The organism is Pseudomonas baltica (assembly GCF_014235765.1).
GTDB lineage: Bacteria > Pseudomonadota > Gammaproteobacteria > Pseudomonadales > Pseudomonadaceae > Aquipseudomonas > Aquipseudomonas baltica.
In genome coordinates this window covers 259,908-279,746 of record NZ_JACMYH010000002.1, presented here as the reverse complement: position 1 = coordinate 279,746, position 19,839 = coordinate 259,908, and the positions used below count along the sequence as shown (strand labels likewise).

Annotated in this window: 23 protein-coding genes; 9 read left to right on the top strand and 14 right to left on the bottom strand. The window is 63.1% G+C overall.

The genetic code is table 11. The annotated features are described in order from the left end of the window. Nucleotides 1-214: 214 nt before the first annotated feature. The 9 genes from H7993_RS10725 to H7993_RS10685 form a co-directional block, all read right to left on the bottom strand. Nucleotides 215-1,048, bottom strand: coding sequence for a transglutaminase family protein (locus tag H7993_RS10725; RefSeq protein ID WP_122476294.1), 834 nt, complete (start codon nt 1,046-1,048; stop codon nt 215-217). Then, nucleotides 1,045-1,995 carry an alpha-E domain-containing protein gene (locus tag H7993_RS10720; RefSeq protein ID WP_122476296.1) on the bottom strand — a complete coding sequence of 317 codons (951 nt, stop codon included), beginning with the start codon at nt 1,993-1,995 and terminating at the stop codon, nt 1,045-1,047. The genes H7993_RS10725 and H7993_RS10720 overlap by 4 nt, the downstream gene beginning before the upstream one ends. A gap of 12 nt (nt 1,996-2,007) precedes the next feature. Continuing rightward, a complete protein-coding gene (locus tag H7993_RS10715) occupies nt 2,008-3,417 on the bottom strand; it encodes a circularly permuted type 2 ATP-grasp protein (protein ID WP_122476298.1) in 1,410 nt (469 codons plus the stop codon). A gap of 376 nt (nt 3,418-3,793) precedes the next feature. Further along, the gene (locus tag H7993_RS10710; protein WP_122476300.1) at nt 3,794-4,135 is read right to left on the bottom strand and encodes a ribonuclease E inhibitor RraB; all 342 of its coding nucleotides are present in this window, start codon (nt 4,133-4,135) and stop codon (nt 3,794-3,796) included. 220 nt (nt 4,136-4,355) lie between these two features. After that, nucleotides 4,356-4,592 (bottom strand): hypothetical protein, encoded by a 237-nt coding sequence (locus tag H7993_RS10705; protein ID WP_122476302.1) that lies wholly within the window; start codon nt 4,590-4,592, stop codon nt 4,356-4,358. 175 nt (nt 4,593-4,767) lie between these two features. After that, the gene (locus H7993_RS10700) at nt 4,768-6,855 is read right to left on the bottom strand and encodes an LTA synthase family protein (RefSeq protein ID WP_185794351.1); all 2,088 of its coding nucleotides are present in this window, start codon (nt 6,853-6,855) and stop codon (nt 4,768-4,770) included. A 200-nt stretch (nt 6,856-7,055) separates the two neighbouring features. Continuing rightward, nucleotides 7,056-7,247, bottom strand: coding sequence for a PLDc N-terminal domain-containing protein (locus H7993_RS10695; protein WP_043185491.1), 192 nt, complete (start codon nt 7,245-7,247; stop codon nt 7,056-7,058). Nucleotides 7,248-7,337: 90 nt separating this feature from the next. Then, the gene (locus H7993_RS10690; RefSeq protein ID WP_122794999.1) at nt 7,338-7,868 is read right to left on the bottom strand and encodes a hypothetical protein; all 531 of its coding nucleotides are present in this window, start codon (nt 7,866-7,868) and stop codon (nt 7,338-7,340) included. Nucleotides 7,869-7,931: 63 nt separating this feature from the next. Then, entirely contained in the window at nt 7,932-8,453 is a 522-nt protein-coding gene (locus tag H7993_RS10685) for an ankyrin repeat domain-containing protein (RefSeq protein WP_185794350.1), read from the bottom strand. Nucleotides 8,454-8,812: 359 nt separating this feature from the next. Here H7993_RS10685 and H7993_RS10680 point away from each other — a divergent pair, with 359 nt between their 5' ends. Then, on the top strand, nt 8,813-9,091 hold the full coding sequence (locus tag H7993_RS10680) for a DUF3509 domain-containing protein (protein WP_043185483.1): 279 nt from the start codon (nt 8,813-8,815) through the stop codon (nt 9,089-9,091). Between the two features lie 173 nt (nt 9,092-9,264). On the opposite strand, the gene H7993_RS10675 is transcribed toward H7993_RS10680, so the two are convergent. The 3 genes from H7993_RS10675 to aroC are packed head-to-tail and all read right to left on the bottom strand — an operon-like array spanning nt 9,265 to nt 12,105. Next, a complete protein-coding gene (locus H7993_RS10675; protein ID WP_185794349.1) occupies nt 9,265-9,810 on the bottom strand; it encodes an acireductone dioxygenase in 546 nt (181 codons plus the stop codon). 19 nt (nt 9,811-9,829) lie between these two features. Then, complete coding sequence (locus H7993_RS10670; protein ID WP_185794348.1) at nt 9,830-11,008, bottom strand: MFS transporter; 1,179 nt, start codon at nt 11,006-11,008, stop codon at nt 9,830-9,832. A gap of 5 nt (nt 11,009-11,013) precedes the next feature. Then, entirely contained in the window at nt 11,014-12,105 is a 1,092-nt protein-coding gene (aroC, locus tag H7993_RS10665) for a chorismate synthase (protein ID WP_185794347.1), read from the bottom strand. A gap of 139 nt (nt 12,106-12,244) precedes the next feature. Between aroC and H7993_RS10660 the strand changes: the two genes are divergently transcribed. Both H7993_RS10660 and H7993_RS10655 read left to right on the top strand, forming a co-directional pair. Continuing rightward, complete coding sequence (locus tag H7993_RS10660) at nt 12,245-13,198, top strand: alpha/beta hydrolase (protein WP_244647019.1); 954 nt, start codon at nt 12,245-12,247, stop codon at nt 13,196-13,198. Between the two features lie 81 nt (nt 13,199-13,279). Continuing rightward, nucleotides 13,280-14,062 carry a hypothetical protein gene (locus tag H7993_RS10655; protein WP_185794345.1) on the top strand — a complete coding sequence of 261 codons (783 nt, stop codon included), beginning with the start codon at nt 13,280-13,282 and terminating at the stop codon, nt 14,060-14,062. A 119-nt stretch (nt 14,063-14,181) separates the two neighbouring features. Here the strand turns inward: H7993_RS10655 and prmB are convergent, their stop codons facing one another. After that, the gene (gene prmB / locus H7993_RS10650) at nt 14,182-15,090 is read right to left on the bottom strand and encodes a 50S ribosomal protein L3 N(5)-glutamine methyltransferase (protein WP_185794344.1); all 909 of its coding nucleotides are present in this window, start codon (nt 15,088-15,090) and stop codon (nt 14,182-14,184) included. 137 nt (nt 15,091-15,227) lie between these two features. Between prmB and H7993_RS10645 the strand changes: the two genes are divergently transcribed. The 6 genes from H7993_RS10645 (at nt 15,228) to H7993_RS10620 (ending at nt 19,092) form a co-directional block, all read left to right on the top strand. Beyond that, complete coding sequence (locus H7993_RS10645) at nt 15,228-15,818, top strand: cysteine hydrolase family protein (RefSeq protein ID WP_122476322.1); 591 nt, start codon at nt 15,228-15,230, stop codon at nt 15,816-15,818. Between the two features lie 33 nt (nt 15,819-15,851). Then, a complete protein-coding gene (locus H7993_RS10640) occupies nt 15,852-16,172 on the top strand; it encodes a hypothetical protein (RefSeq protein WP_185794343.1) in 321 nt (106 codons plus the stop codon). 36 nt (nt 16,173-16,208) lie between these two features. Further along, nucleotides 16,209-16,766, top strand: coding sequence for a Smr/MutS family protein (locus tag H7993_RS10635; RefSeq protein WP_122476326.1), 558 nt, complete (start codon nt 16,209-16,211; stop codon nt 16,764-16,766). A 71-nt stretch (nt 16,767-16,837) separates the two neighbouring features. Beyond that, entirely contained in the window at nt 16,838-17,383 is a 546-nt protein-coding gene (folE, locus tag H7993_RS10630; RefSeq protein WP_122476328.1) for a GTP cyclohydrolase I FolE, read from the top strand. Between the two features lie 28 nt (nt 17,384-17,411). Continuing rightward, the gene (locus H7993_RS10625; protein WP_122476330.1) at nt 17,412-17,783 is read left to right on the top strand and encodes a glutaredoxin family protein; all 372 of its coding nucleotides are present in this window, start codon (nt 17,412-17,414) and stop codon (nt 17,781-17,783) included. Nucleotides 17,784-17,892: 109 nt separating this feature from the next. After that, nucleotides 17,893-19,092 carry a benzoate/H(+) symporter BenE family transporter gene (locus tag H7993_RS10620; RefSeq protein ID WP_185794342.1) on the top strand — a complete coding sequence of 400 codons (1,200 nt, stop codon included), beginning with the start codon at nt 17,893-17,895 and terminating at the stop codon, nt 19,090-19,092. Here the strand turns inward: H7993_RS10620 and pyrF are convergent. Next, nucleotides 19,082-19,783, bottom strand: coding sequence for an orotidine-5'-phosphate decarboxylase (gene pyrF, locus H7993_RS10615; protein ID WP_185794341.1), 702 nt, complete (start codon nt 19,781-19,783; stop codon nt 19,082-19,084). The two genes, H7993_RS10620 and pyrF, sit on opposite strands and share 11 nt — an antisense overlap. Between the last annotated feature and the right edge of the window lie 56 nt (nt 19,784-19,839).

Here is a 19,839-nt window from a genome sequence, read left to right as displayed (position 1 = left end):
GGTTGCAGCATGGGTTGGCGCCAGGAAGAACATAACTCATAGGCAGTCTGCCATGTTCAAACATCCAAAGATCCGCCAGGCCGGACTCATCGTGTTCACCATGACGCTGGTGCTGATCCTGCCCAATCTGGGCAGGCTGTTCAGCTGACGTTTCGCGGTCAAACCTCAGGGCGCTCCCGCCGCACCGGCGCCTGTGCAGGCGCACGTCCGAAATCTAGCCTTGAGTCTGACTCTGGGACTGCGGCGCAGTGGCCACGCTGACCACAGGTGCGCTCGGTGCGACCAGTACCTTGGCGTGCATCTGCTCGAAACCGCCACCGCGACGCATGCCGCGCACCGGGCAGGCATCCAGGTAGTCCAGGCCTATCGCCAGTTTCAAGTGGCGCTCCGGGCGCGCCAATTGGTTGGTCACATCGAAGCTGTACCAGGCATCGTCGAGCCAGGCTTCGGCCCAGGCGTGGCTGGCCATGTGCTCGGTGTCCTCGGTGAACAGGTAGCCAGAGACATAGCGTGCCGGGACCCCCAGGCTGCGGGCACAGGCAAGAAAGGCATGGGTGTGGTCCTGACAGACCCCGGCGCCGCTGGCGAAGGCTTGCGCGGCACAGGTGTCCACGGCCGTCGCACCACTGGTGTAGGTGATGTGCTGGTGCAGACCCTGCATCAGGTCGATCAGGCCATTGCGGTCGCGCCGCGTGTGGCACTGTTCGGCGGCAAAGGCACGCAAGGCGTCGTCGGCCTCGGTCAGCCGGGTGAACCGCAGGAACGGCAGCGGTGACTGTGTCTCGTGTTCGGCCTCGCGGGTTTCGTCGATCTCGACCTGGCCACGCGCGCCGATGATGATCGCGTCGTGCGGCTCGTCCAGGGTCAGCACATGCAGGATGTTGCCGAACGGGTCGAGCTGGGCGCGCACCGGGCGCGGCAGGTCAAGCTGCCAGCTGAGAATGCGCTGGCGTTCGCTGTCGTGCGGCGTAAGGCGCAGGTACTGGATGCTGGCGCGCACCTCGTCATCGTAGTGATAGGCGGTTTCGTGACTGATGTTAAGCCTCATACAGCCTCCAGATAGGCACTGTGGATCGCATTGCCCAACTGGCGCACCAGCGGGATCTGTTCGTTCAACCACTCGTGCAGGCCTTCGTCGAGGATCTCGTCGATACCGGTGTAGCGCAGGCGTGCATCCAGTTCGGCGGCCAGGCGCTGCGCCGGGCGACCATTGGCGCCGGGCAGGTCGGCGAGAATCTGGTTGATCTCCTCGGTACACGCGCGCAGCGAACGGGGCACGTCGGCGCGCAGCAGCAACAGTTCGGCCACCGGCTTGGCGGCCGGTGCATCGCGATAGATTTCGGTGTAGGCCTCGAAGCTCGACAGCGCGCGCAGCAGCGCACTCCACTGGTAGTAACCACGGGCCGAGCTGTCGTCGACCGAATAGGCATCGTCACCGAGCATCTCGTAACGCGCATCGAGCAAGCGCAGGGTGTTGTCGGCGCGCTCGATGAAGGTGCCCAGGCGAATGAAGCGGAACGCATCGTTGCGCATCAGCGTGCCATAGGTCGCTCCACGAAACAGGTGGGCGCGCTCCTTGACCCAGTCACAGAACCGACTCATGCCATAGCGACCCACGCCCTGCTCGGCAATCCCGCGGATCTCCAGCCAGGTGGAGTTGATGTTCTCCCACATGTCGGCGGTGATCCGCCCGCGCACCGCATGGGCGCTGGCCCGTGCCGCCCCCAGGCAGCTGTAGATGCTGGCCGGATTGGCCGGATCCAAAGCAAAAAAATGCAGCAAGCGCTCGGCATGCAGCTGGCCGTGACGTTCCAGGTAGTCTTCCAGGGTGCCGGTGATCAACAGCGGCATGGCGATTTCGTCGAGGCCGTCACCGCGGCCATCCTGCGGCATCAACGACAGCGAATAGCTGACATCGAGCATGCGCGCGAGGTTTTCGACGCGCTCCAGATAGCGCGACATCCAATACAGATCAGAGGCAGTTCTACTTAGCATTGGCAGGCATCCTTAATCCTCGACCACCCAGGTGTCTTTGGTCCCGCCGCCCTGCGACGAATTCACCACCAGCGAGCCTTCACGCAACGCCACTCGGGTCAGGCCGCCTGGCACCACGCGGGTTTCACGGCCGGCCAGAACGAAGGGGCGAAGGTCGATGTGGCGCGGTGCGATGCCGTTCTCGACGAACGTCGGGCAGGTCGACAGCGACAACGTGGGTTGGGCGATGTAGGCATGGGGTCGGGCCTTGAGGCGCGCCCGGAAGTTTTCGATTTCGGCGGCACTCGCGCAAGGGCCTACCAGCATGCCGTAGCCACCCGAGCCCTGGGTTTCCTTGACCACCAGATCGGGCAGGTTGGCCAGCACATGGGACAGCTCCGAAGGCTTGCGGCACTGCCAGGTCGGCACGTTCTTGAGAATGGGTTCTTCATCCAGGTAGAAGCGGATCATATCGGTGACGAAGGGGTAGACCGACTTGTCGTCGGCCACGCCGGTGCCGATGGCATTGGCCAATACCACATTCCCGGAGCGATACGCGGCCAGCAGGCCGGGAACGCCAAGCATGGAGTCGGGGTTGAAGGCCAATGGGTCGAGGAAGGCGTCGTCCAGGCGTCGATAGATCACGTCCACCGGCTTGGGTCCGTCGGTGGTGCGCATGAACACTTTATCGTCACGCACGAACAGGTCCGCGCCTTCCACCAGTTCCACGCCCATTTCGCGCGCCAGGAAGGCGTGCTCGAAGAACGCACTGTTGAAACGGCCCGGGGTCAGCACCACCACGCTGGGATTGTCGATCGCGCTGGAGCTTTTCAGGGTATCAAGCAGCAGATTGGGGTAGTGATCCACGGGAGCGATGCGCTGCGCGGCGAACAACTCGGGAAACAGCCGCATCATCATCTTGCGGTCTTCGAGCATGTAGCTCACGCCACTGGGCGTGCGCAGGTTGTCTTCCAGGACGTAGTAGGAGCCGTCACCGTCGCGCACCAGGTCGACCCCGGAAATGTGCGAATAGATATCGCGGTGCAAGTCCAGTCCTTGCATCGCCAGCTGATACTGCTCGTTGGCCAGCACCTGCTCGGCAGGGATGATACCGGCCTTGATGATGCGCTGGTCGTGATACAGGTCGGCGAGGAACATGTTCAGCGCCTTGACGCGCTGGATACAGCCACGCTCCACGATGCGCCATTCGCTGGCAGGAATGCTGCGTGGAATGGTGTCGAAGGGAATCAGCCGTTCGGTGCCCTGCTCGTCGCCGTACAAGGTGAAGGTGATGCCGGCTCGATGAAACAACAAATCGGCCTCGCGTCGACGCTGGGCAAGCAGTTCCTGCGGCGTATCGGCCAACCAACGGGCGAACTCCCGGTAATGCGGGCGAACTTGGCCATCGGCATCGTACATCTCATCATAATAGGTGCGGCTCATGCCGTACTCCTTGTCACCCGGACCCAAGAGCCTTCGCAAGGCCCGTGCCATCGGCATATGTGCCATTAAATCAAGCGCTTGGAATTCCCAGCCGGGAACCGTGCACCGTTATTGTGCGGCAACGTCCGAACGCCGCTGACATACGCTTCATTGCGAAGCGGATATTTCAAGCGGCTTGAGGCTATGACCAGCATAGACAGATTTGAATTCAATAGCTTGCAGCGTTAGTGCATATTTAATTCATCGGCACCGGCAAAAGCTTGGCGCCCCATTGCGAGTCACCGAATTCCCTTTCGCCGCCACCTTGTGAGCGGCTTTTTTTTGCCTGCGATTCGCTGAGCAGGTGAACCACGGCGCTGCCGTGGTCCACCTGGTTTCAGGCCTGCGGGCGTTGGACCTCGTGCTTCACGCCCCACCCCTCGATTTCACCTCCCAGAGGCTCGACCACGGCTTCGAAATCCTGCTCGAATTCACCGATGCCGCCGTAGGTCGCGTACATCAGCTTGCTTAACTCCAGGTGCCAGGCACCGTCGTCGCGCTCGCTTATCTGGGCATTGAGCGACTCGCCGCGAAACTTGCCGGCAGCCGTCCGCGCCCGGTCTTCATCGGGAAAGACCGCATAGAACTCGATAGGATGAATGCGTGCGAAATCGAAACCGCCCTCTTTCATGCGGCGCAATACATTGCTGCTGATGTCTTCTTGATAGGTTGTGCTCATGAATCGTCTCCCTCAGCAATAACGACGGATAGACTTTCAGTACTTCCAGAACCTCCTCGGAACAAGGAATGGGTGCGGTGCAGCGTCGAGGACGCGGCGCCTGGAATCGAGCCTGTTGCAAGAAGCATGGTACGAAAACGAGCAGCAGGATCCGTGGGGACCCTGCCCGCAGAGTAGCGCGAAGGCCGGGCCCGTGCCAATGGCCCGGATCAGATGAAATTCAAGCGACTTCGGTGATGGCCGTGATTTCCACGCTGTGCTGCGACTTGAGGGTCTTGGCAACCGGCGAGGCAACGTTGTCGGGAAGATTGACTTCATCCAGTCCGGCTGCGACGGGGTACAGCTTGGAGCGAACGAGCGTTGCCGCCTCTTCGATCGACGGGCAGGTGTCAGCACGGATAGCCATGCTGTCCAGCACGCCATCCTTGTTGACGAAGCTGATTTTCCACTCTTTCATCGGTGTACATCTCCTCGACGGAATTCAGGCAGGAATCTGCTTGATACGCTCACACAACGTTGACTCGCAGCGGCGGGGATTCGTTCCGGCCAGCGGATTGCCGGAGGGGTGCCACTCAGCACCGACACGGCCATGAAAAAAGGCCCCGAAGGGCCTTTTACAGTACACCAGGTACTTACTCCTGCTTGCTCTCCACCGCACCTGCGGTGTTGTCCAGCAGGCTCTTGGTCGCGGTCTGGATGAACGAGTCCAGCTTGGCCCGCAATTGCGGCACATCGTCGGCATCGGGGATCAGCTGGGCGTCGAATTCACGGCCCAGCTGATAGCGATACAGCCGCGTGTCCATGTCACGGGGCTCGACCAGAATGCGGTCGCCCTTGATGATCGCCACGGTCTGCTCGCTGCCCGAAGGCTTGATCACGGCGAAGCCGGGGTCGCCGGCAGGCAGGTTGAGCAGGTCGCGTCCCCAGCACTGGTGCTGGCTGGCGCCGCCCAGGCGGCCCATGATGGTCGGTACCACATCGGGCTGCGAGCCGACGGTGTGGTTGACCTTGCCGAATTTCTCCTGGATGCCCGGCCCGACCAGCAGCAGCGGTACGTTGAAGCGGCCCAGGTCCATCTCGGTGATCTGCTTCTGGTTACCGAAGCCATGGTCGCCCAGTACGATGAACAGGGTTTCCTTGAAGTACGGCTCCTTGCGCGCCTTTTCGAAGAACTGGCCCAGGGCCCAGTCCGAGTAGCGCATGGCGGTCAGGTGCAGGTCCAGGCTGCCGCGCCCGGTGACCTTGTCTACTGGCAGATTCGCCGGCAGAGCGTAGGGCACGTGGTTGGACAGGGTCTGCAGCAGTGCGTAGAACGGCTTGCCGGCGGCGCCGCGCTTGGCCAGCTCTTCGTTGCCGCGGTCGAACATGTCCTGGTCGGACACGCCCCAGGTCGGATCGGAGAACACTGGATTGACGAAGTCGTTGCGGCCGATGAACGTGGTCATGCCCTGGTTGCTGAAGAACCCGGACTGGTTGTCCCAGGCGAAGTCGCCGTTGTAGACATACACGTCGTCGTAACCTCGCGCGGCGCTGAGCATCTCCGGCAGGCCGGAGAGCTTGTGGCTGCCCTCGGGGGTCTGCATCAGGTATTCGAAGCCCGGCAGGTTGGGGAAACAGCCCATGGTAGCAAACATGCCCTGATGGGTATGGGTACCGCTGGAGAAGAAGCGATCGAACAGCAGGCCTTCCTGGGCCAGCTTGTCGAAGTACGGCGTGATGCCGCCCTCGGCGCCCAACGCGCCCACCGAATGGCCGGCAAAGCTCTCCATCAGGATCACCACCACGTTCTTGATCGGCAGGGTGTTGGCCTGAGGCGGCTGGAAGTTGCGGCGCACCGCGGCGGTGTCGCTGTCCACCAGGGTGTCGTGGGGCGTCAACAGCATTTCACGGACGGCGCTCTGCGCTTCGTCCTGCGGCAGGGTCGCCTTCCAGATATTGTCGCGGTCTTCGGACATGCGGCTTTTCGCGGCGGCGATCAGCGTCAGCGAGCCGTTGAGGCCCAGCTGGTTGGCGAAGTTCGAATCGGTGGTGTAGGCGTCGCCCCAGCGCAGCGGCGGACCCTGGCGCAAGGTGCCGCGTGCGGCCACCACGGCAATCAGCAGGATGACCACGAACACACCGACGCGTGCATACCACGGCGCCACCGGCTTGCCGACGCTGGCCGCCGTGGCGATACGCGGACGGGTCAGGCGGTCGAAGCCCTTGAACACCAGGCTCAGCAGCCAGGTCACGAAGACCCACGCCAGCAGATAGCGCACCACGGGATAGCCATACCAGATCATGCTCAGCACGGTCTTGGGGTCTTCCTTCACGTACTGGAACACCAGCCCGTTGAGGCGCTGGTGAAACTCGCGGTAGAAGTCCATCTCCATCAGGCCGCACAGCAGCACCACGCTGGACACTACCGTCAGCCAGGCGCGGAACAGCCCGCGCCAGCGCATGGCGCGAGCGCTGAGTACCGCCAGCAGCAGTGGAATCAGCAGGTACACCACCAGGCGCAGGTCGAAGCGCAAGCCATTGAGGAAAGCTTCGACGAAGGTGCTGGCAGGCGTATCACCGATCATCTCGCGGTTGTACATCAGCAAGGCCAGGCGCAATCCGCTGAGCATCAGCATGATTGCCAGGCCGCTGAGCAGGGTATAAGCCAGGTGCGATTTGACGGTCGGTTGCAGGGTGCCGCGCGCGGCCTGCTTTTGACTCAAGGCGTCCGGAGTAGCCATGTGTGGGAAAGGTCCGTTGAGGTCTGTCGGTTAGGGTCTATGGGTGACGCGAAGGTGAAATCTGGGCGCGGATTGTCCGTGAAGACAGGTGAAAATTCCGTTCAGATTCTTTGCTGCGGCCGCGAAACGGCGGTCGGGCCGAGGATGATACGTCGGCAGGGCTGGCAGGTCGAACCCGTTGCAGGTTCGACCTGTTGTATTCAGACCCGTACGTTGCCGCGTGGACCAGCGATGGCCCAGATGATCAGGCCCAATACCGGCAGCAGGATGATCAGCAGTACCCACAGGACCTTGGCCCCGGTCGAGGCACCACTCTTGATGACGTTGATGACCGCCCAGATGTCCAGCGCGAGGATGATCAGGCCGATCAGGCTATTGAAAGTGGAACCCATGTGATACTCCTTGTGGATGGCATGCATCAACTAGGATAGCGGCGTGTCGCAGGGGTTCCGTGGCAACCGAGCGAAAGCTGGAACTGGCGTTCAGACGTGCAGTGCGACGCGCAATGCCTCCAGGGCAGGTACCGCCACGATGTGCAATTCGGCGCCCAGCGCCACCACCCGATCCACGTCCTTGCCGTACACCAGCACCATCTGCAGTTCATCGTCCAGTGGCTGGCTGAAGTTGAACAGCACATAGCCGCCCTCTTCCTTGCTCATGGCTCCCAGTTGCACCTGGATACGATTGAGTGCGGTCAGCGCCTCGACCTTGCTCAGCTGCTTGGGCTTGATATTGAAGGTCACGTCGGGCCCGAACGAGTCGATGATCTGCTGCAGCAGCTCGGGGTAGGTGTCGGCCTGGAAAATGACCGTGTCGGGCAGGCTGCCCACCACGACCCATTCGCCCAGCGGGATGGCAAAGCTGTCGTCGTAGTTGATGTCGGGGTTGGCGGCCAGGAAGGCCTGGGGATCGGCGTAGGCCTGGGCGGCCTCATCGGCAATGCGTTCGATGTCTTCATCGCGCATGCAGCCCGAACCGATTTTACCGATGAGTTCGACAAGTGACTGTTTCATGAGGCAACCCCTGCGGCGCTGGAAAAAGGCCGCAAGGATAGCCGCAATTCAGCCAGGCGGGTATCAGGCCGCCAGCTTCTGCAGCTGTTCGATGGTCAGCGTGGCCCCCATGGCACGCGCGGCGCCCAGCGCATCGATGCCTTGGGCGTCCACCGCGTTCGGGTTGGCGCCTTGCGCCAGCAGGTATTCGACCATTTCCGTGCGATTGAACATCGCGGCCATCATCAGCGCGGTCCGGCCATCGGCCGATGCACCATCGACCGGGGCCCCCTGCTCGATCAGCAACTGCACCATTGGCAGGTTGCCCTTGAAGGCGGCGCCAGCCATGGGCAGTTGGTTCTTGTCGTTGGCAATCAGCGGGTCGGCCTTGTATTGCAGCAGCGCGCGTGCCGCATCGAGGTGGCCGTGATAGGTCGCCAGCATCAACAAGGTATCGCCATTGTAGTTGCGCAGATTGGGCGGCAGGCCCTTCTCCAGCAGGCGCTCGAGCATCTGTGCATCACCGTTGCGAGCGACGTCGAACACTTGTTCAGCGAACTCGGCCGCTTCTTCGTCGTTCATCTGGCGAGCGTCGGGTTGGGTCATGGCAAAACCTCCTGGCAAATGGTTCACGGTAGGCAGTGTTCCCGCTGGGCTTCCAGCCTGCAACAGAGCCTGGCTATCGCCCCTGGAAGCGGGAATTTATTGGCGATTTGTGGTCATAGACAGTAGTGACGCGGGAAAAAATCCGTGCTGCGCCTGTCATTCCCTCCGGGCGACTTACCGTCAGACCCACCACGCCGCGCAAAATGCAGCATGCTCGACGACCATTCATGCAAATTGCACGGAGCCCGAATTTTGCGATATTCACAAGCTGTTGATTTAAAAGGATTTTATATTTAACGAAACTTGGCACACTCGCTGCAACTACCTAGACATGCCTGCCAACTTGCTAGGAGCTGCACATGAACTTCCTCCACGAAAAATTCGTTTCCGTTTTCTCCGAGTACGAAGTGACCACCCAGCCGCGTCCGGATGGTGCTGTCCTGCTGACCCTGCGTGACACCGATGGCAAACAGATCAAACGCTCGATTTCCTACGCTCAGCTGCACACTCCTGAGCAACTGACTTGGGTCATCAGCGCCATTCGTCGCGACCTGGCCGGCGAAGCCAGCCAACTGCCAGCGATCAACATGCTGCAAAGCCAGAACCGCTTCGCGCTGCCGACCTACCACTCGGCCTGATCAGCGCAGGCTGATCTGCCCGGCAAGTGTTGCTCGGCACGTATTCGCTGAACCGCTGTTCGTTTGACTCCTGCTGTTTGATTGAACGCTGTTGCTTGACCTCTGTTTCTTCTAAAGCCCGATACCTGGCGCATCCTGGTATCGGGTTTTTTTTCGCCTCGATAAAAGCCGGATCAGTCGTCCAGCCTCGGAAACAGATCGTTCGCTGGCTGCAACACGTAATCTGGGCACCAGCCGTGTGAATCGGTGAACACACGCAACGCAATCAATCGCCCCCGCTCGCCCATGTCCAGCCAGTGGGCCATGCCCGCTGGAACCACGACGCGATCATCACGCTCGCACAACAGTGCGTACAGGTATCCCCCGACGTGCAGGTTCAACAGCGCGCGGCCGGCCAGCACGCACAGCACCCACTCCCCTGCCAGACGATGCTCGCGCAGCAGTTCGGCCTGCGTCGGGGTGTGCTGCGCGTCGTTCTCGTCGAGCCTGAGCACGTCCACGCCCAGGTAGCCACCTTGAGCCATCCAGGTGTCGACCTCGGCCCGGCAGGTTGCGACAACCTCTTCGGACTCCGCCTCGAACGACACGGGCAGCGTCGACCCGGCGCGCTCGAAGCGCACGCCGAGCTCCGCCAAAGTGGCCGCAATGTCTTCGGCATGGCTCAGCACCTTGTTGGGGATGTCCGCAGTGCTGTGGTGATAGACGCTCAGGCGGCTCATGCAAATTCCTCGAATGGTTTCAGTGACTGGCCACAGGTGGCAGATCATGGGGTGTGCGTCTGAGCATGATCAACGCGGCAGCGAACGCGGCGAGGCTGGCCAGGGCAAAGGTGCCGGTGGCGCCCAGTGATTGCCACAGGTAGCCGGAGTACAGCGCACCCAAGGCGCCACCGACGCCAGCCAGTGCGGCATACAGGGCCTGCCCCTGACCCTGCTGATGGGCGCCGAAACTGCGCTGCACGAAATGGATCGCCGCCGCGTGGAAGCTGCCGAAGGTGGCGGCGTGCATCAGCTGCGCCAGCACCAGCAGCCACAGGTGTTCGGCGAAACTGCCCAGCAGCAGCCAGCGCACGGCCGCCAGAAGGAAGCTGGCGATGAGCACATGACGCAGGGAAAAGCGCGCCAGAATCCGGCTCATGGCCAGGAACATCAAGACCTCGGCCACGACTCCGACGGCCCACAGCATGCCGATCACTGCACGGCTGTAGCCCAACTGCTCCAGGTGCAAGGTAAGAAACGTGTAGTACGGGCCGTGGCTGAGCTGCATCAGGCCCACACACCCATAGAAGGCCAATACGCCGGGGCGTACCAGCTGTTTCATGAAGCCCTCCCCGGTCGTGCGGCGAGGGCCCTCGCCGGCGGGCACATCCGGCACCCACGCGCTGGCCGCGACGATACCGGCCATGATCAACAGCAACGCGTAGGGATAGGTGTCCAGGCTCAGGCTCTCGAATACCCGGCCCAGGCCCACCACCGCCAGAATGAAGCCGATCGAGCCCCACAGGCGGACCTGGCTGTAACGTGCGGTTTGCCCCTGCAGGTGTGCCAGCGTCAGGGTTTCGAATTGTGGCAGTACCGCGTGCCAGAAAAAGGCATGCAGGCCCATGACCATTGCCAGCCAGGCGTAGCCGGTGTCCACCAGGATCAGGGAAAAACTGGCCAGGGTGCAGACCGCGCCGATGCGCACGATGGCCAGGCGTCGACCGGTGCGGTCGCCCAGCCAGCCCCACAGGTTGGGCGCCACGCAGCGCATGAGCATGGGAATCGCCACCAGCTCGCCGATGCGCGCGCTGTCGAAGCCCAGATGGTGGAAGTACAGCGCCAGGAACGGCGCCGTCGACCCGAGCAGGGCGAAGTAGAACAGGTAGAAAGTGGACAGCCGCCAATACGGAACCGAATGGCCCGCAGGCGGCGACATCGCGCTCAAAGCTGGCCCAGTACCGGAGTGTCGACCTTGACCTCGGCATTCTGCCCGCGATGGCGCAGCAGGTGGTCCATCAACACGATGGCCATCATGGCTTCGGCGATGGGCGTGGCGCGGATGCCCACGCACGGGTCATGGCGGCCCTTGGTAATGACGTCCGCCGGCTGGCCGTGGACGTCGATCGAGCGACCCGGCGTGGTGATGCTGGACGTTGGCTTGAGGGCCAGGTGGGCAACGATCGGCTGGCCCGAGGAGATACCACCCAGCACACCCCCCGCATGGTTGCTGAGGAACCCTTCGGGCGTCATCTCGTCGCGGTGCTCGGTGCCGCGCTGGGCGACGCAGGCAAAACCGGCGCCGATTTCCACGCCCTTGACGGCGTTGATGCTCATCAAGGCATGGGCCAGCTCGGCGTCCAGGCGATCGAAGATCGGCTCGCCCAGCCCTGGCATGACGCCTTCGGCCACTACGGTGATCTTGGCGCCGACCGAATCCTGGTCGCGGCGCAGCTGGTCCATGAAGGCCTCGAGCTCCGGGACCTTGTCCGGATCGGGGCTGAAGAAGGCGTTGTCTTCCACGCCGTCCCAGCTTTTGAAAGCAATCGGGATCGGGCCCAGCTGGCTCATGTAGCCGCGGACCTGGATACCCTGGGTGGCCAGGTACTTCTTGGCGATCGCGCCTGCGGCCACGCGCATGGCCGTTTCGCGCGCCGAGCTGCGGCCACCGCCACGGTAGTCACGCTCGCCGTACTTGTGATGGTAGGTGTAGTCCGCGTGGGCCGGGCGAAACAGATCCTTGATCGCCGAGTAGTCCTTGGATTTCTGATCGGTATTGCGAATCAGCAGGCCGATGGAGGTACCGGTGGTACGCCCTTCGAACACCCCGGAAAGAATCTCGACTTCATCGGGCTCCTGACGCTGGGTCGTGTGCCGGCTGGTGCCCGGCTTGCGTCGATCGAGGTCGCGCTGCAGGTCGTCCACGGAAATTGCGAGCCCTGGCGGACAGCCGTCGACGATGGCGACCAGCGCCGGGCCATGGCTTTCGCCAGCGGTGGTGACAGTGAACAGCTTGCCGAAGGTATTGCCGGACATGCAGGGCGCTCCGCGAAATCAACCGAATCAGACAGAGCGCCAGTATACGCAGGGTCGACGGCCAGTTCATCCCTGAACCTTAGCCGGACGCCCCAGTCCAAAGCGCACTTCCCTCGATAGTGGCTCGATGATGTTGCAGATGACGTTCCGATTGGTGGCCTTGATACTGTTCGTCAGCAGCACCGCTGCGCTGGCCGCCACCCCTGATATTGCCAGGCGCCCGATCGAGCTGCAGACCGCTCAGGGCAAGCTGTACGGCTCGCAGCTGGTGCCCCGCGCGGATCGGCCGGTGCCGGTGGTGCTGATGATTTCCGGCTCCGGTCCGACCGACCGGGACGGGAACAATCCCGAGGCGGGTCGCAACGACAGCCTGAAGAAGCTCGCTTTGCTACTGGCGCAGAACAACATTGCCAGCGTGCGCTATGACAAACGCGGCGTGGCCACCGGGCGCAAGGCCACCCCCGACGAGCGTGATCTGAGCGTGGCAGGCTACGTCGACGATGCCGTGGCCTGGAGCGCGCAGCTCAAGCGCGACCCGCGTTTCGGCCCGCTGATCATCCTGGGCCACAGCGAAGGTGCGCTGATCGCCACCCTGGCAGCGCCGCGCGCCAATGCCGATGCGGTGATTTCGCTGTCGGGCAGCGGTCGTCCCCTGGGCGAAGTGTTGCGCGAGCAGATCGGCGAACGCCTGCCAGCCGAACTGCAACCGCGCAGCTACCAACTGATCGAGCGGCTGGAAGCCGGGCAGTATGACCCGGACGTGCCCAAGCCCCTGCAGGTATTGTTTCGCCCCAGCGTGCAGCCTTACCTGATTTCGCTGTTGCGCCAGGACCCTGCGCAGGCCTTCGCCGCCTTGAAGATCCCAGCCCTCATCGTGCAGGGCAGCAACGACATCCAGGTCGGGATTGGCGATGCGCAGGCACTGCAACGCGCCAAGCCCGATGCGCAGCTGGCGCTGATTCCCGGCATGAACCACGTGCTGCGTATCGTGCCGATGGACCTGCCTTCGCAACTCAAGTCGTATCGTGACCACAAGCGTCCGCTGGCGGCGGAACTGGGTCAGGCAGTGGTGAAATTCATCGACGGGCTTTGACGCAACGCGCCAGGGGACCCATGGCAGCGTTCAAGAGTGGGCAGGCATGGCCGATACAAGGTCCGTGAAGAGGATCGCGCCATGACCGAACAAGCCCCACCAGAAGCCGTCGTCGAAGAACCTGCAGCGCCGCCGCGGCCGTGGGCCGAGGTGACCCCCGAGCAGTTCAGGATGCTGCGCCTGGCGCCCCTGCCCGCCGACCGTGCCAGCGGCCCGCGCCCCTTGCGTTTCGTGCAGTTCGGCATGGCCGAGCGCCACGACCCTGCCTTGAGCCTGTTGCGCCTGGACATCCAGTTGCCCGGCCAGCGCGTGCGCAGCGAGCAGAACCGGCTGGATGTCTGGGTCGATCATCAGCTGCGGCAAGTCAGCCTGGGCAGTGACGCAGGCCTGCAACTGGAACCGGTCAACCGTGGCCTGGGGCGCTTCGTCATGGCCCAAGCCGCCGCATGGCTGCAGCGTCATTGGCCGCACTACACGCTGCAAGGCGCGGCGCTGTCGAGCAAGGAGGCGCTGCAACCGGCGGGCCTGGATCGTCGTGATCACGCACTGCGCACCCAAGGCTTGAACGTCGAATACGCAGATGTGCAACGCCTCAAGGGCCAGTATCACCCGATTGCCGTCAGCCAGTTGCTGAGCACCTGGAACGCGGAGAAAGTGCAGGTGGTCGAGGTGCTGGCGGCCAGCGAGATGCTGCAGATGGCCGAGCAGCAGTTGCAGGAGATGGAACTCAAGCTGCATGGGCAGCAGGAACGTATCGGGAAATTCGCGCGCGAGGAAAGCGGCCTGCGCTTCACCATCGCCTGCCTGATTGCCTTCGCCGTGTTCCAGGCCGCGCTGCTGATCTGGATCGCCACCCACCGCTGACAGCGGCACTGGCAAAAACTGTGTGGGAGCGGACTCTGCCCGCGAAGGCGTCACTGCGGTATCGAGCCAAACCGCTGCAGACGTTCGCGAGCGCAACCCGCTCTACAGTTCATGCGTTCTCAGATACGCGAAGCGAACAACGCTTGATGCTCACGGCACTGTGCCGCGCTGAGCATGAACACACCGTGCCCGCCGCGCTGGAACTCAAGCCAGTTGAAATCCACCTCCGGATAGAGCGCCTCGACGTGCACCTGGCTGTTGCCGACCTCGATGATCAGCAGGCCTTTGTCGTTGAGGTGATCAGCCGCCTCGGCCAGCATGCGCCGTACCAGGTTCAGGCCGTCGTCGCCACAGGCCAGGCCCAGTTCGGGTTCGTGCTGGTACTCGGCGGGCATGTCGGCGAAGTCCTCGGCATCGACATAGGGCGGGTTGCACACGATCAAGTCGAAACGCTGCCCCGGCAGGCCTTCGAAACCATCGCCCTGCACCGTATAGACACGCTCTTCCTGGCCATGCCGTTCGATGTTCTGGTTGGCCACCTCGAGCGCCTCGAACGACAGGTCGGCCAGCACTACTTCGGCGTCCTGAAAAACGTCGGCGCAGGCGATGCCGATGCAGCCCGAACCGGTACACAGGTCGAGGATGCGCGCCGGCGGCTGGCTCAGCCAAGGCTCGAAGCTGTTCTCGATCAGCTCGCCGATCGGTGAACGTGGCACCAGCACCCGCGCATCGACAATGAAAGACATGCCGCAGAACCAGGCCTCACCGATCAGGTAGGCGGCCGGCACGCGCTCTTCCATGCGCCGCTTGAGCAGGTGCTGCACACGCACGATCTCGTCGTCTTCCAGGCGGCAATCCAGGTAGCTGTCGGCGATTTCATAGGGCAGGTTCAACGCCCCCAGCACCAACAGACGGGCTTCGTCCCAGGCGTTGTCGGTACCGTGGCCGAAGAACAGCTCTTCGCCATGAAAACGGCTGACGGCCCAACGGATGTGGTCGCGCACGGTGCGCAAGCGGGAAGTGATCACAAAAGCTCCTCGGTCGAATCAAGCCGGAATATTAACAGAGGCCCGTGGGTGATTTTCGCGATGTTCGCTCAATCCGATTCACAGAACGGCTCGAGCAGAGGACAATGCGGCAAAAGCCCTAGCCAAAGGAGCCCCAGATGTCCGTTCCAAAGACGATGTTCCAACTCAGTGGCCGCGGTTTCCCGCCCACCCGGATCGCCAACGCCAGCCTGATCATCATCGATGCGCAGAAGGAATACCTCAGTGGCGACCTGGCCCTGTCGGGCATGGACGATGCGCTGGCCAACATCGCCAGCCTGGTAGCTGCGGCGCGTGCGGCCAAGCGGCCGGTGGTGCACATCCGCCATCTGGGCACCGTTGGCGGGCTGTTTGACCCCCAGGGCCGGCGCGGCGAGTTCATCGAGGGTTTCGAACCGCAGGGCGACGAAGCCGTGGTCGAGAAGCGCATGCCCAATGCCTTCAACAACACCGGTCTGCACGAGCTGCTGCAGAGCTATGGCCACCTGGACCTGATCGTCTGCGGATTCATGAGCCACTCCAGCGTCAGTACCACCGTGCGTGCATCCAAGGACTACGGTTATCGCTGCACCCTGGTGGCCGACGCCTGCGCAACCCGCGACCTGCCCCAGGGCGATGGCGTGCTGGCCGCGGCCAAGGTCCAGGAAGCTGAAATGGCCATCATGCGTGACAACTTCGCCGCGGTTGCCATGACCGGCGACTTGCTCTGACCCCCAGCCGGCCCGATCGCCACCGAGGAATCAATGAAGTCATCCCATGGTTTCAATGCGCGCAGACTCAGGAAACGTGCGTCCGGTGGTTGGCGCTATCGGCTGGGCGCGGGGCTGGGCGCCGTGCTGCTGACCCTTGGCTTGCTGTTGGCGATGGCCGGCGTCGCCACCCTGCTGGCGCATCCGCCGCAGATAATCGGGCTGGACACCACCACCAGCGGCGCGGCCATACTCGCTGGCATGGGGCTGCTGGTGCTTTATCTTGGCCTGTGGCTCTGGCGCCGCAGCCGCCGTGGAATGCGCCGCAGCCGTGAACTCGGCCTGGCCCCGCACCTGATGAAAAAGCACGATTGAGTCGCGTAGACTAGCGCTCCCGTGGTGGAGACCTTCATGCAAGACGACGAATTTTCCCTGTTCAAGGACCAGATGCGCGGCGTGCGGCGCATCCAGCACGATCGCGCCGACACCGGCAGGCCGAAAGCCGACAAGCTCAAGCTGCAGGCACTGCGCCAGGCAGCCACGGTGGGCACCCAGGGCACGACGGTCGACGGGCTGTCCGATCAGTTCGTCATCGACGTCGGCCCCGAGGACGACCTGCACTGGGCGCGCGACGGGGTCCAGGAAAGCCAGATGCGCAAGCTCAAGGTCGGCCAGATTCCCTTCGAAGGCAGCCTCGACCTGCACGGCATGACGGTGGAGAAAGCCCGCGAAACGCTCTGGGCATTCCTCGCCGAAGCCACCCGTTTCGAAATCCGCTGCGTGCGCGTGACCCATGGCAAGGCAGTGCGCCTGGACGGCAAGCGGCCGATGATCAAGAGCCACGTCAACACTTGGCTGCGTCAGCACACGCAGGTGCTGGGTTTCACCTCCTGCCAGCCACGCCATGGCGGCGCCGGCGCGGTGTACGTGATGCTCAAGCGCACCATGCTCGAAGGCCGCGACGAATAACGCTTCGCTTGCACCCGTGCGAGCGGAGCCGTACCCTTCGCGTCTGCGAAATATTCCCCACAGGTTTGATCATGTCCCTGGAACAGAACTACACCGAGATCCTTGGCCAACTCGGCGAGGACGTTAACCGCGAAGGCCTGCTCGACACGCCCAAACGCGCCGCCAAAGCCATGAAGTACTTGTGCCGCGGCTATGAGCAGACTCTCGATGAAGTCACCAACGGCGCGCTGTTCAGCTCCGACGCGAGCGAAATGGTCTTGGTCAGGGATATCGAACTCTATTCGTTGTGCGAGCATCATCTGCTGCCGTTCATTGGGCGTGCTCACGTTGCCTACATTCCCAGCGGCAAGGTGCTCGGGCTGTCCAAGGTGGCGCGTATCGTCGACATGTATGCCCGCCGCCTGCAGATCCAGGAAAACCTGGGCCGGCAGATCGCCGATGCGGTGCAGCAGGTCACCGGCGCACTGGGTGTCGCCGTGGTCATCGAAGCCAAGCACATGTGCATGATGATGCGTGGCGTCGAGAAGCAGAATTCTTCGATGATCACGTCGGTGATGCTGGGCGAGTTCCGCGACAACGCGGCGACCCGCAGCGAATTTCTCAGCCTGATCAAGTAAGCCGTACCCCAACCTCGAGGGCTGCCACATGTTGATGAAAGCGTTGCGTATCGGACTGGGCCAGGTAATCGTGGCGGGCGACCTGCTCACCCGCCCACCGCGTCGCAAGCGCAGCCCCGAAGCGCAGGCCGAGGTCGACCGCGCTGCCAGCGGGCTGACCCTCTATCAGTTCCACGCCTGCCCGTTCTGCGTGAAGACCCGCCGCACCCTGCACAAGCTCAATGTGCCGGTACCCCTGCGCGACGCGAAGAACGACCCGGTGGCGCGCGATACCCTGCTGGCCGAGGGTGGCAAGATCAAGGTGCCCTGCCTGCGTATCGAGGAGGCCGGCAAGGTCACCTGGATGTACGATTCCAAAGTGATCATCGACTACCTGAACACCCGCTTCGCGGCAGCCTGAGTGCTGTCGCCCAGCTGTATCGCCGATTGATCGCGCCGCTGTACCGCATGCGCCTGTACACCTTGGCTTACCCTTGACCGACGCTGCTCAGGACAAGGATCGGACCGCCATGCCCAACCCCACCACCGTCGCCCCGCTGCGTCCGCTGGCCGATACGGCGCCATCTGCCGTGGTGGCCGGTTTCATCGCCATGATGACCGGCTACACCAGCTCGCTGGTCCTGATGTTCCAGGCCGGCCAGGCCGCCGGCCTGACCACCGCGCAGATATCCTCGTGGATCTGGGCACTGTCGATCGGCATGGCGGTGTGCAGCATCGGTCTCTCGCTGCGCTACCGCACCCCCATCACGGTCGCCTGGTCGACACCGGGTGCGGCCCTGCTGATCACCAGCCTGGGCGGCGTGAGTTACCCAGAAGCCATCGGCGCGTTCATCACCTGCGCGGTGCTGGTCACGGTCTGCGGCCTGACCGGCAGTTTCGACCGCCTGCTCAAGCGCCTGCCAGCTTCGCTGGCCGCAGCGCTGCTGGCCGGTATCCTGTTCAAGATCGGCAGCGAGATATTCGTCGCCGCGCAGCATCGCACAGCCCTGGTGCTGTGCATGTTCTTCACCTACCTGATGGTGAAACGGCTGTCGCCGCGCTATGCGGTGCTGGCGGCGCTGGTCATCGGCACGCTGGTTTCCGGCGCGCTCGGCCTGCTCGATTTCAGCCATTTCAGCCTGCAGGTCGCCGTGCCGCAGTGGACCACGCCGTCCTTTTCCCTGGCCGCGACCATCAGCATCGGCATCCCCCTGTTCGTGGTGGCCATGACCTCGCAGAACATGCCGGGTATTGCCGTACTGCGCGCCGATGGCTATCAGGTAGCGGCCTCGCCATTGATCTCGGTGACGGGTATCGCCTCGTTGCTGATGGCGCCGTTCGGCTCCCATGGGGTCAACCTGGCGGCCATCAGCGCGGCCATCTGCACGGGCCCACATGCCCACGAAGACCCTGCCAAACGCTATACCGCGGCGGTCTGGTGCGGCGTGTTCTATGCAATTGCCGGCACGTTCGGCGCCACCCTGGCAGCGCTGTTCGCCGCCCTGCCCAAAGAGCTGGTGCTGTCGATCGCCGCACTGGCGTTGTTCGGCTCCATCATCAATGGCCTGACTCAGGCCATGAGCGAGCCGAAGGAGCGCGAGGCCGCTTTGGTGACTTTCATGGTCACCGCCTCGGGCTTGACGCTGTTTTCGGTAGGCTCGGCGTTCTGGGGGATCATTGCCGGCGTACTGACGTTGCTGATTCTCAACGCGGGCAAGCTCAGCCGTTGATCTGCGCAACCACATCGGCCAACGCCTGGGCTGGATCGACAGCCTGGCTGATCGGACGCCCGATCACCAGGTAATCGGAACCCGCATCCAGCGCCTGGCGAGGTGTGAGGATGCGCCGCTGGTCATCCTGGGCACTGCCGGCCGGGCGAATGCCTGGGGTTACCAGCTGCAGGGTCGGGTGGGCTGCCTTCAAGGCCTGGGCTTCGAGCGCCGAACAGACCAGACCATCCATGCCGGCTTTTTGCGCCAGCGCCGCCAGGCGCAATACCTGCTCCTGCGGCTCGATGTCCAGGCCGATGGCGGCAAGGTCTTCGCGCTCCATGCTGGTCAACACGGTGACGCCGATCAGCAATGGCTTGGCGCCAGAGCGCTGTTCCAGCACTTCGCGGCAAGCCGCCATCATGCGCAGGCCGCCGGAACAGTGGACGTTGACCATCCACACGCCCATTTCGGCAGCAGCCTTGACGGCCATGGCGGTGGTGTTCGGGATATCGTGGAATTTCAAGTCCAGGAACACCTCGAAGCCCTTGGCGTTCAAGGTTTCGACGATGCCCGAGGCGCTGCTGGTGAACAGCTCCTTGCCCACCTTGACCCGGCACAGCTTGGGATCCAGTTGATCGGCCAGCTTCAGGGCCGCTTCGCGGGTCGGGTAATCCAGGGCGACGATGATGGGAGTCTGGCAGACGGACATGGCGGGTTCTCTGAGGCAGGTCGAAATCGGCGCGCATTGTAGCGGATTTTGCCCGG

Bases quoted from the DNA above. Each gene is read 5' to 3' on its own strand.
- H7993_RS10725 (WP_122476294.1), bottom strand. From the start codon at position 1,048: ATGAGGCTTAACATCAGTCACGAAACCGCCTATCACTACGATGACGAG.
- H7993_RS10720 (WP_122476296.1), bottom strand. From the start codon at position 1,995: ATGCTAAGTAGAACTGCCTCTGATCTGTATTGGATGTCGCGCTATCTG.
- H7993_RS10715 (WP_122476298.1), bottom strand. From the start codon at position 3,417: ATGAGCCGCACCTATTATGATGAGATGTACGATGCCGATGGCCAAGTT.
- H7993_RS10710 (WP_122476300.1), bottom strand. From the start codon at position 4,135: ATGAGCACAACCTATCAAGAAGACATCAGCAGCAATGTATTGCGCCGC.
- H7993_RS10705 (WP_122476302.1), bottom strand. From the start codon at position 4,592: ATGAAAGAGTGGAAAATCAGCTTCGTCAACAAGGATGGCGTGCTGGAC.
- H7993_RS10700 (WP_185794351.1), bottom strand. From the start codon at position 6,855: ATGGCTACTCCGGACGCCTTGAGTCAAAAGCAGGCCGCGCGCGGCACC.
- H7993_RS10695 (WP_043185491.1), bottom strand. From the start codon at position 7,247: ATGGGTTCCACTTTCAATAGCCTGATCGGCCTGATCATCCTCGCGCTG.
- H7993_RS10690 (WP_122794999.1), bottom strand. From the start codon at position 7,868: ATGAAACAGTCACTTGTCGAACTCATCGGTAAAATCGGTTCGGGCTGC.
- H7993_RS10685 (WP_185794350.1), bottom strand. From the start codon at position 8,453: ATGACCCAACCCGACGCTCGCCAGATGAACGACGAAGAAGCGGCCGAG.
- H7993_RS10680 (WP_043185483.1), top strand. From the start codon at position 8,813: ATGAACTTCCTCCACGAAAAATTCGTTTCCGTTTTCTCCGAGTACGAA.
- H7993_RS10675 (WP_185794349.1), bottom strand. From the start codon at position 9,810: ATGAGCCGCCTGAGCGTCTATCACCACAGCACTGCGGACATCCCCAAC.
- H7993_RS10670 (WP_185794348.1), bottom strand. From the start codon at position 11,008: ATGTCGCCGCCTGCGGGCCATTCGGTTCCGTATTGGCGGCTGTCCACT.
- aroC (WP_185794347.1), bottom strand. From the start codon at position 12,105: ATGTCCGGCAATACCTTCGGCAAGCTGTTCACTGTCACCACCGCTGGC.
- H7993_RS10660 (WP_244647019.1), top strand. From the start codon at position 12,245: ATGACGTTCCGATTGGTGGCCTTGATACTGTTCGTCAGCAGCACCGCT.
- H7993_RS10655 (WP_185794345.1), top strand. From the start codon at position 13,280: ATGACCGAACAAGCCCCACCAGAAGCCGTCGTCGAAGAACCTGCAGCG.
- H7993_RS10645 (WP_122476322.1), top strand. From the start codon at position 15,228: ATGTCCGTTCCAAAGACGATGTTCCAACTCAGTGGCCGCGGTTTCCCG.
- H7993_RS10640 (WP_185794343.1), top strand. From the start codon at position 15,852: ATGAAGTCATCCCATGGTTTCAATGCGCGCAGACTCAGGAAACGTGCG.
- H7993_RS10635 (WP_122476326.1), top strand. From the start codon at position 16,209: ATGCAAGACGACGAATTTTCCCTGTTCAAGGACCAGATGCGCGGCGTG.
- folE (WP_122476328.1), top strand. From the start codon at position 16,838: ATGTCCCTGGAACAGAACTACACCGAGATCCTTGGCCAACTCGGCGAG.
- H7993_RS10625 (WP_122476330.1), top strand. From the start codon at position 17,412: ATGTTGATGAAAGCGTTGCGTATCGGACTGGGCCAGGTAATCGTGGCG.
- H7993_RS10620 (WP_185794342.1), top strand. From the start codon at position 17,893: ATGCCCAACCCCACCACCGTCGCCCCGCTGCGTCCGCTGGCCGATACG.
- pyrF (WP_185794341.1), bottom strand. From the start codon at position 19,783: ATGTCCGTCTGCCAGACTCCCATCATCGTCGCCCTGGATTACCCGACC.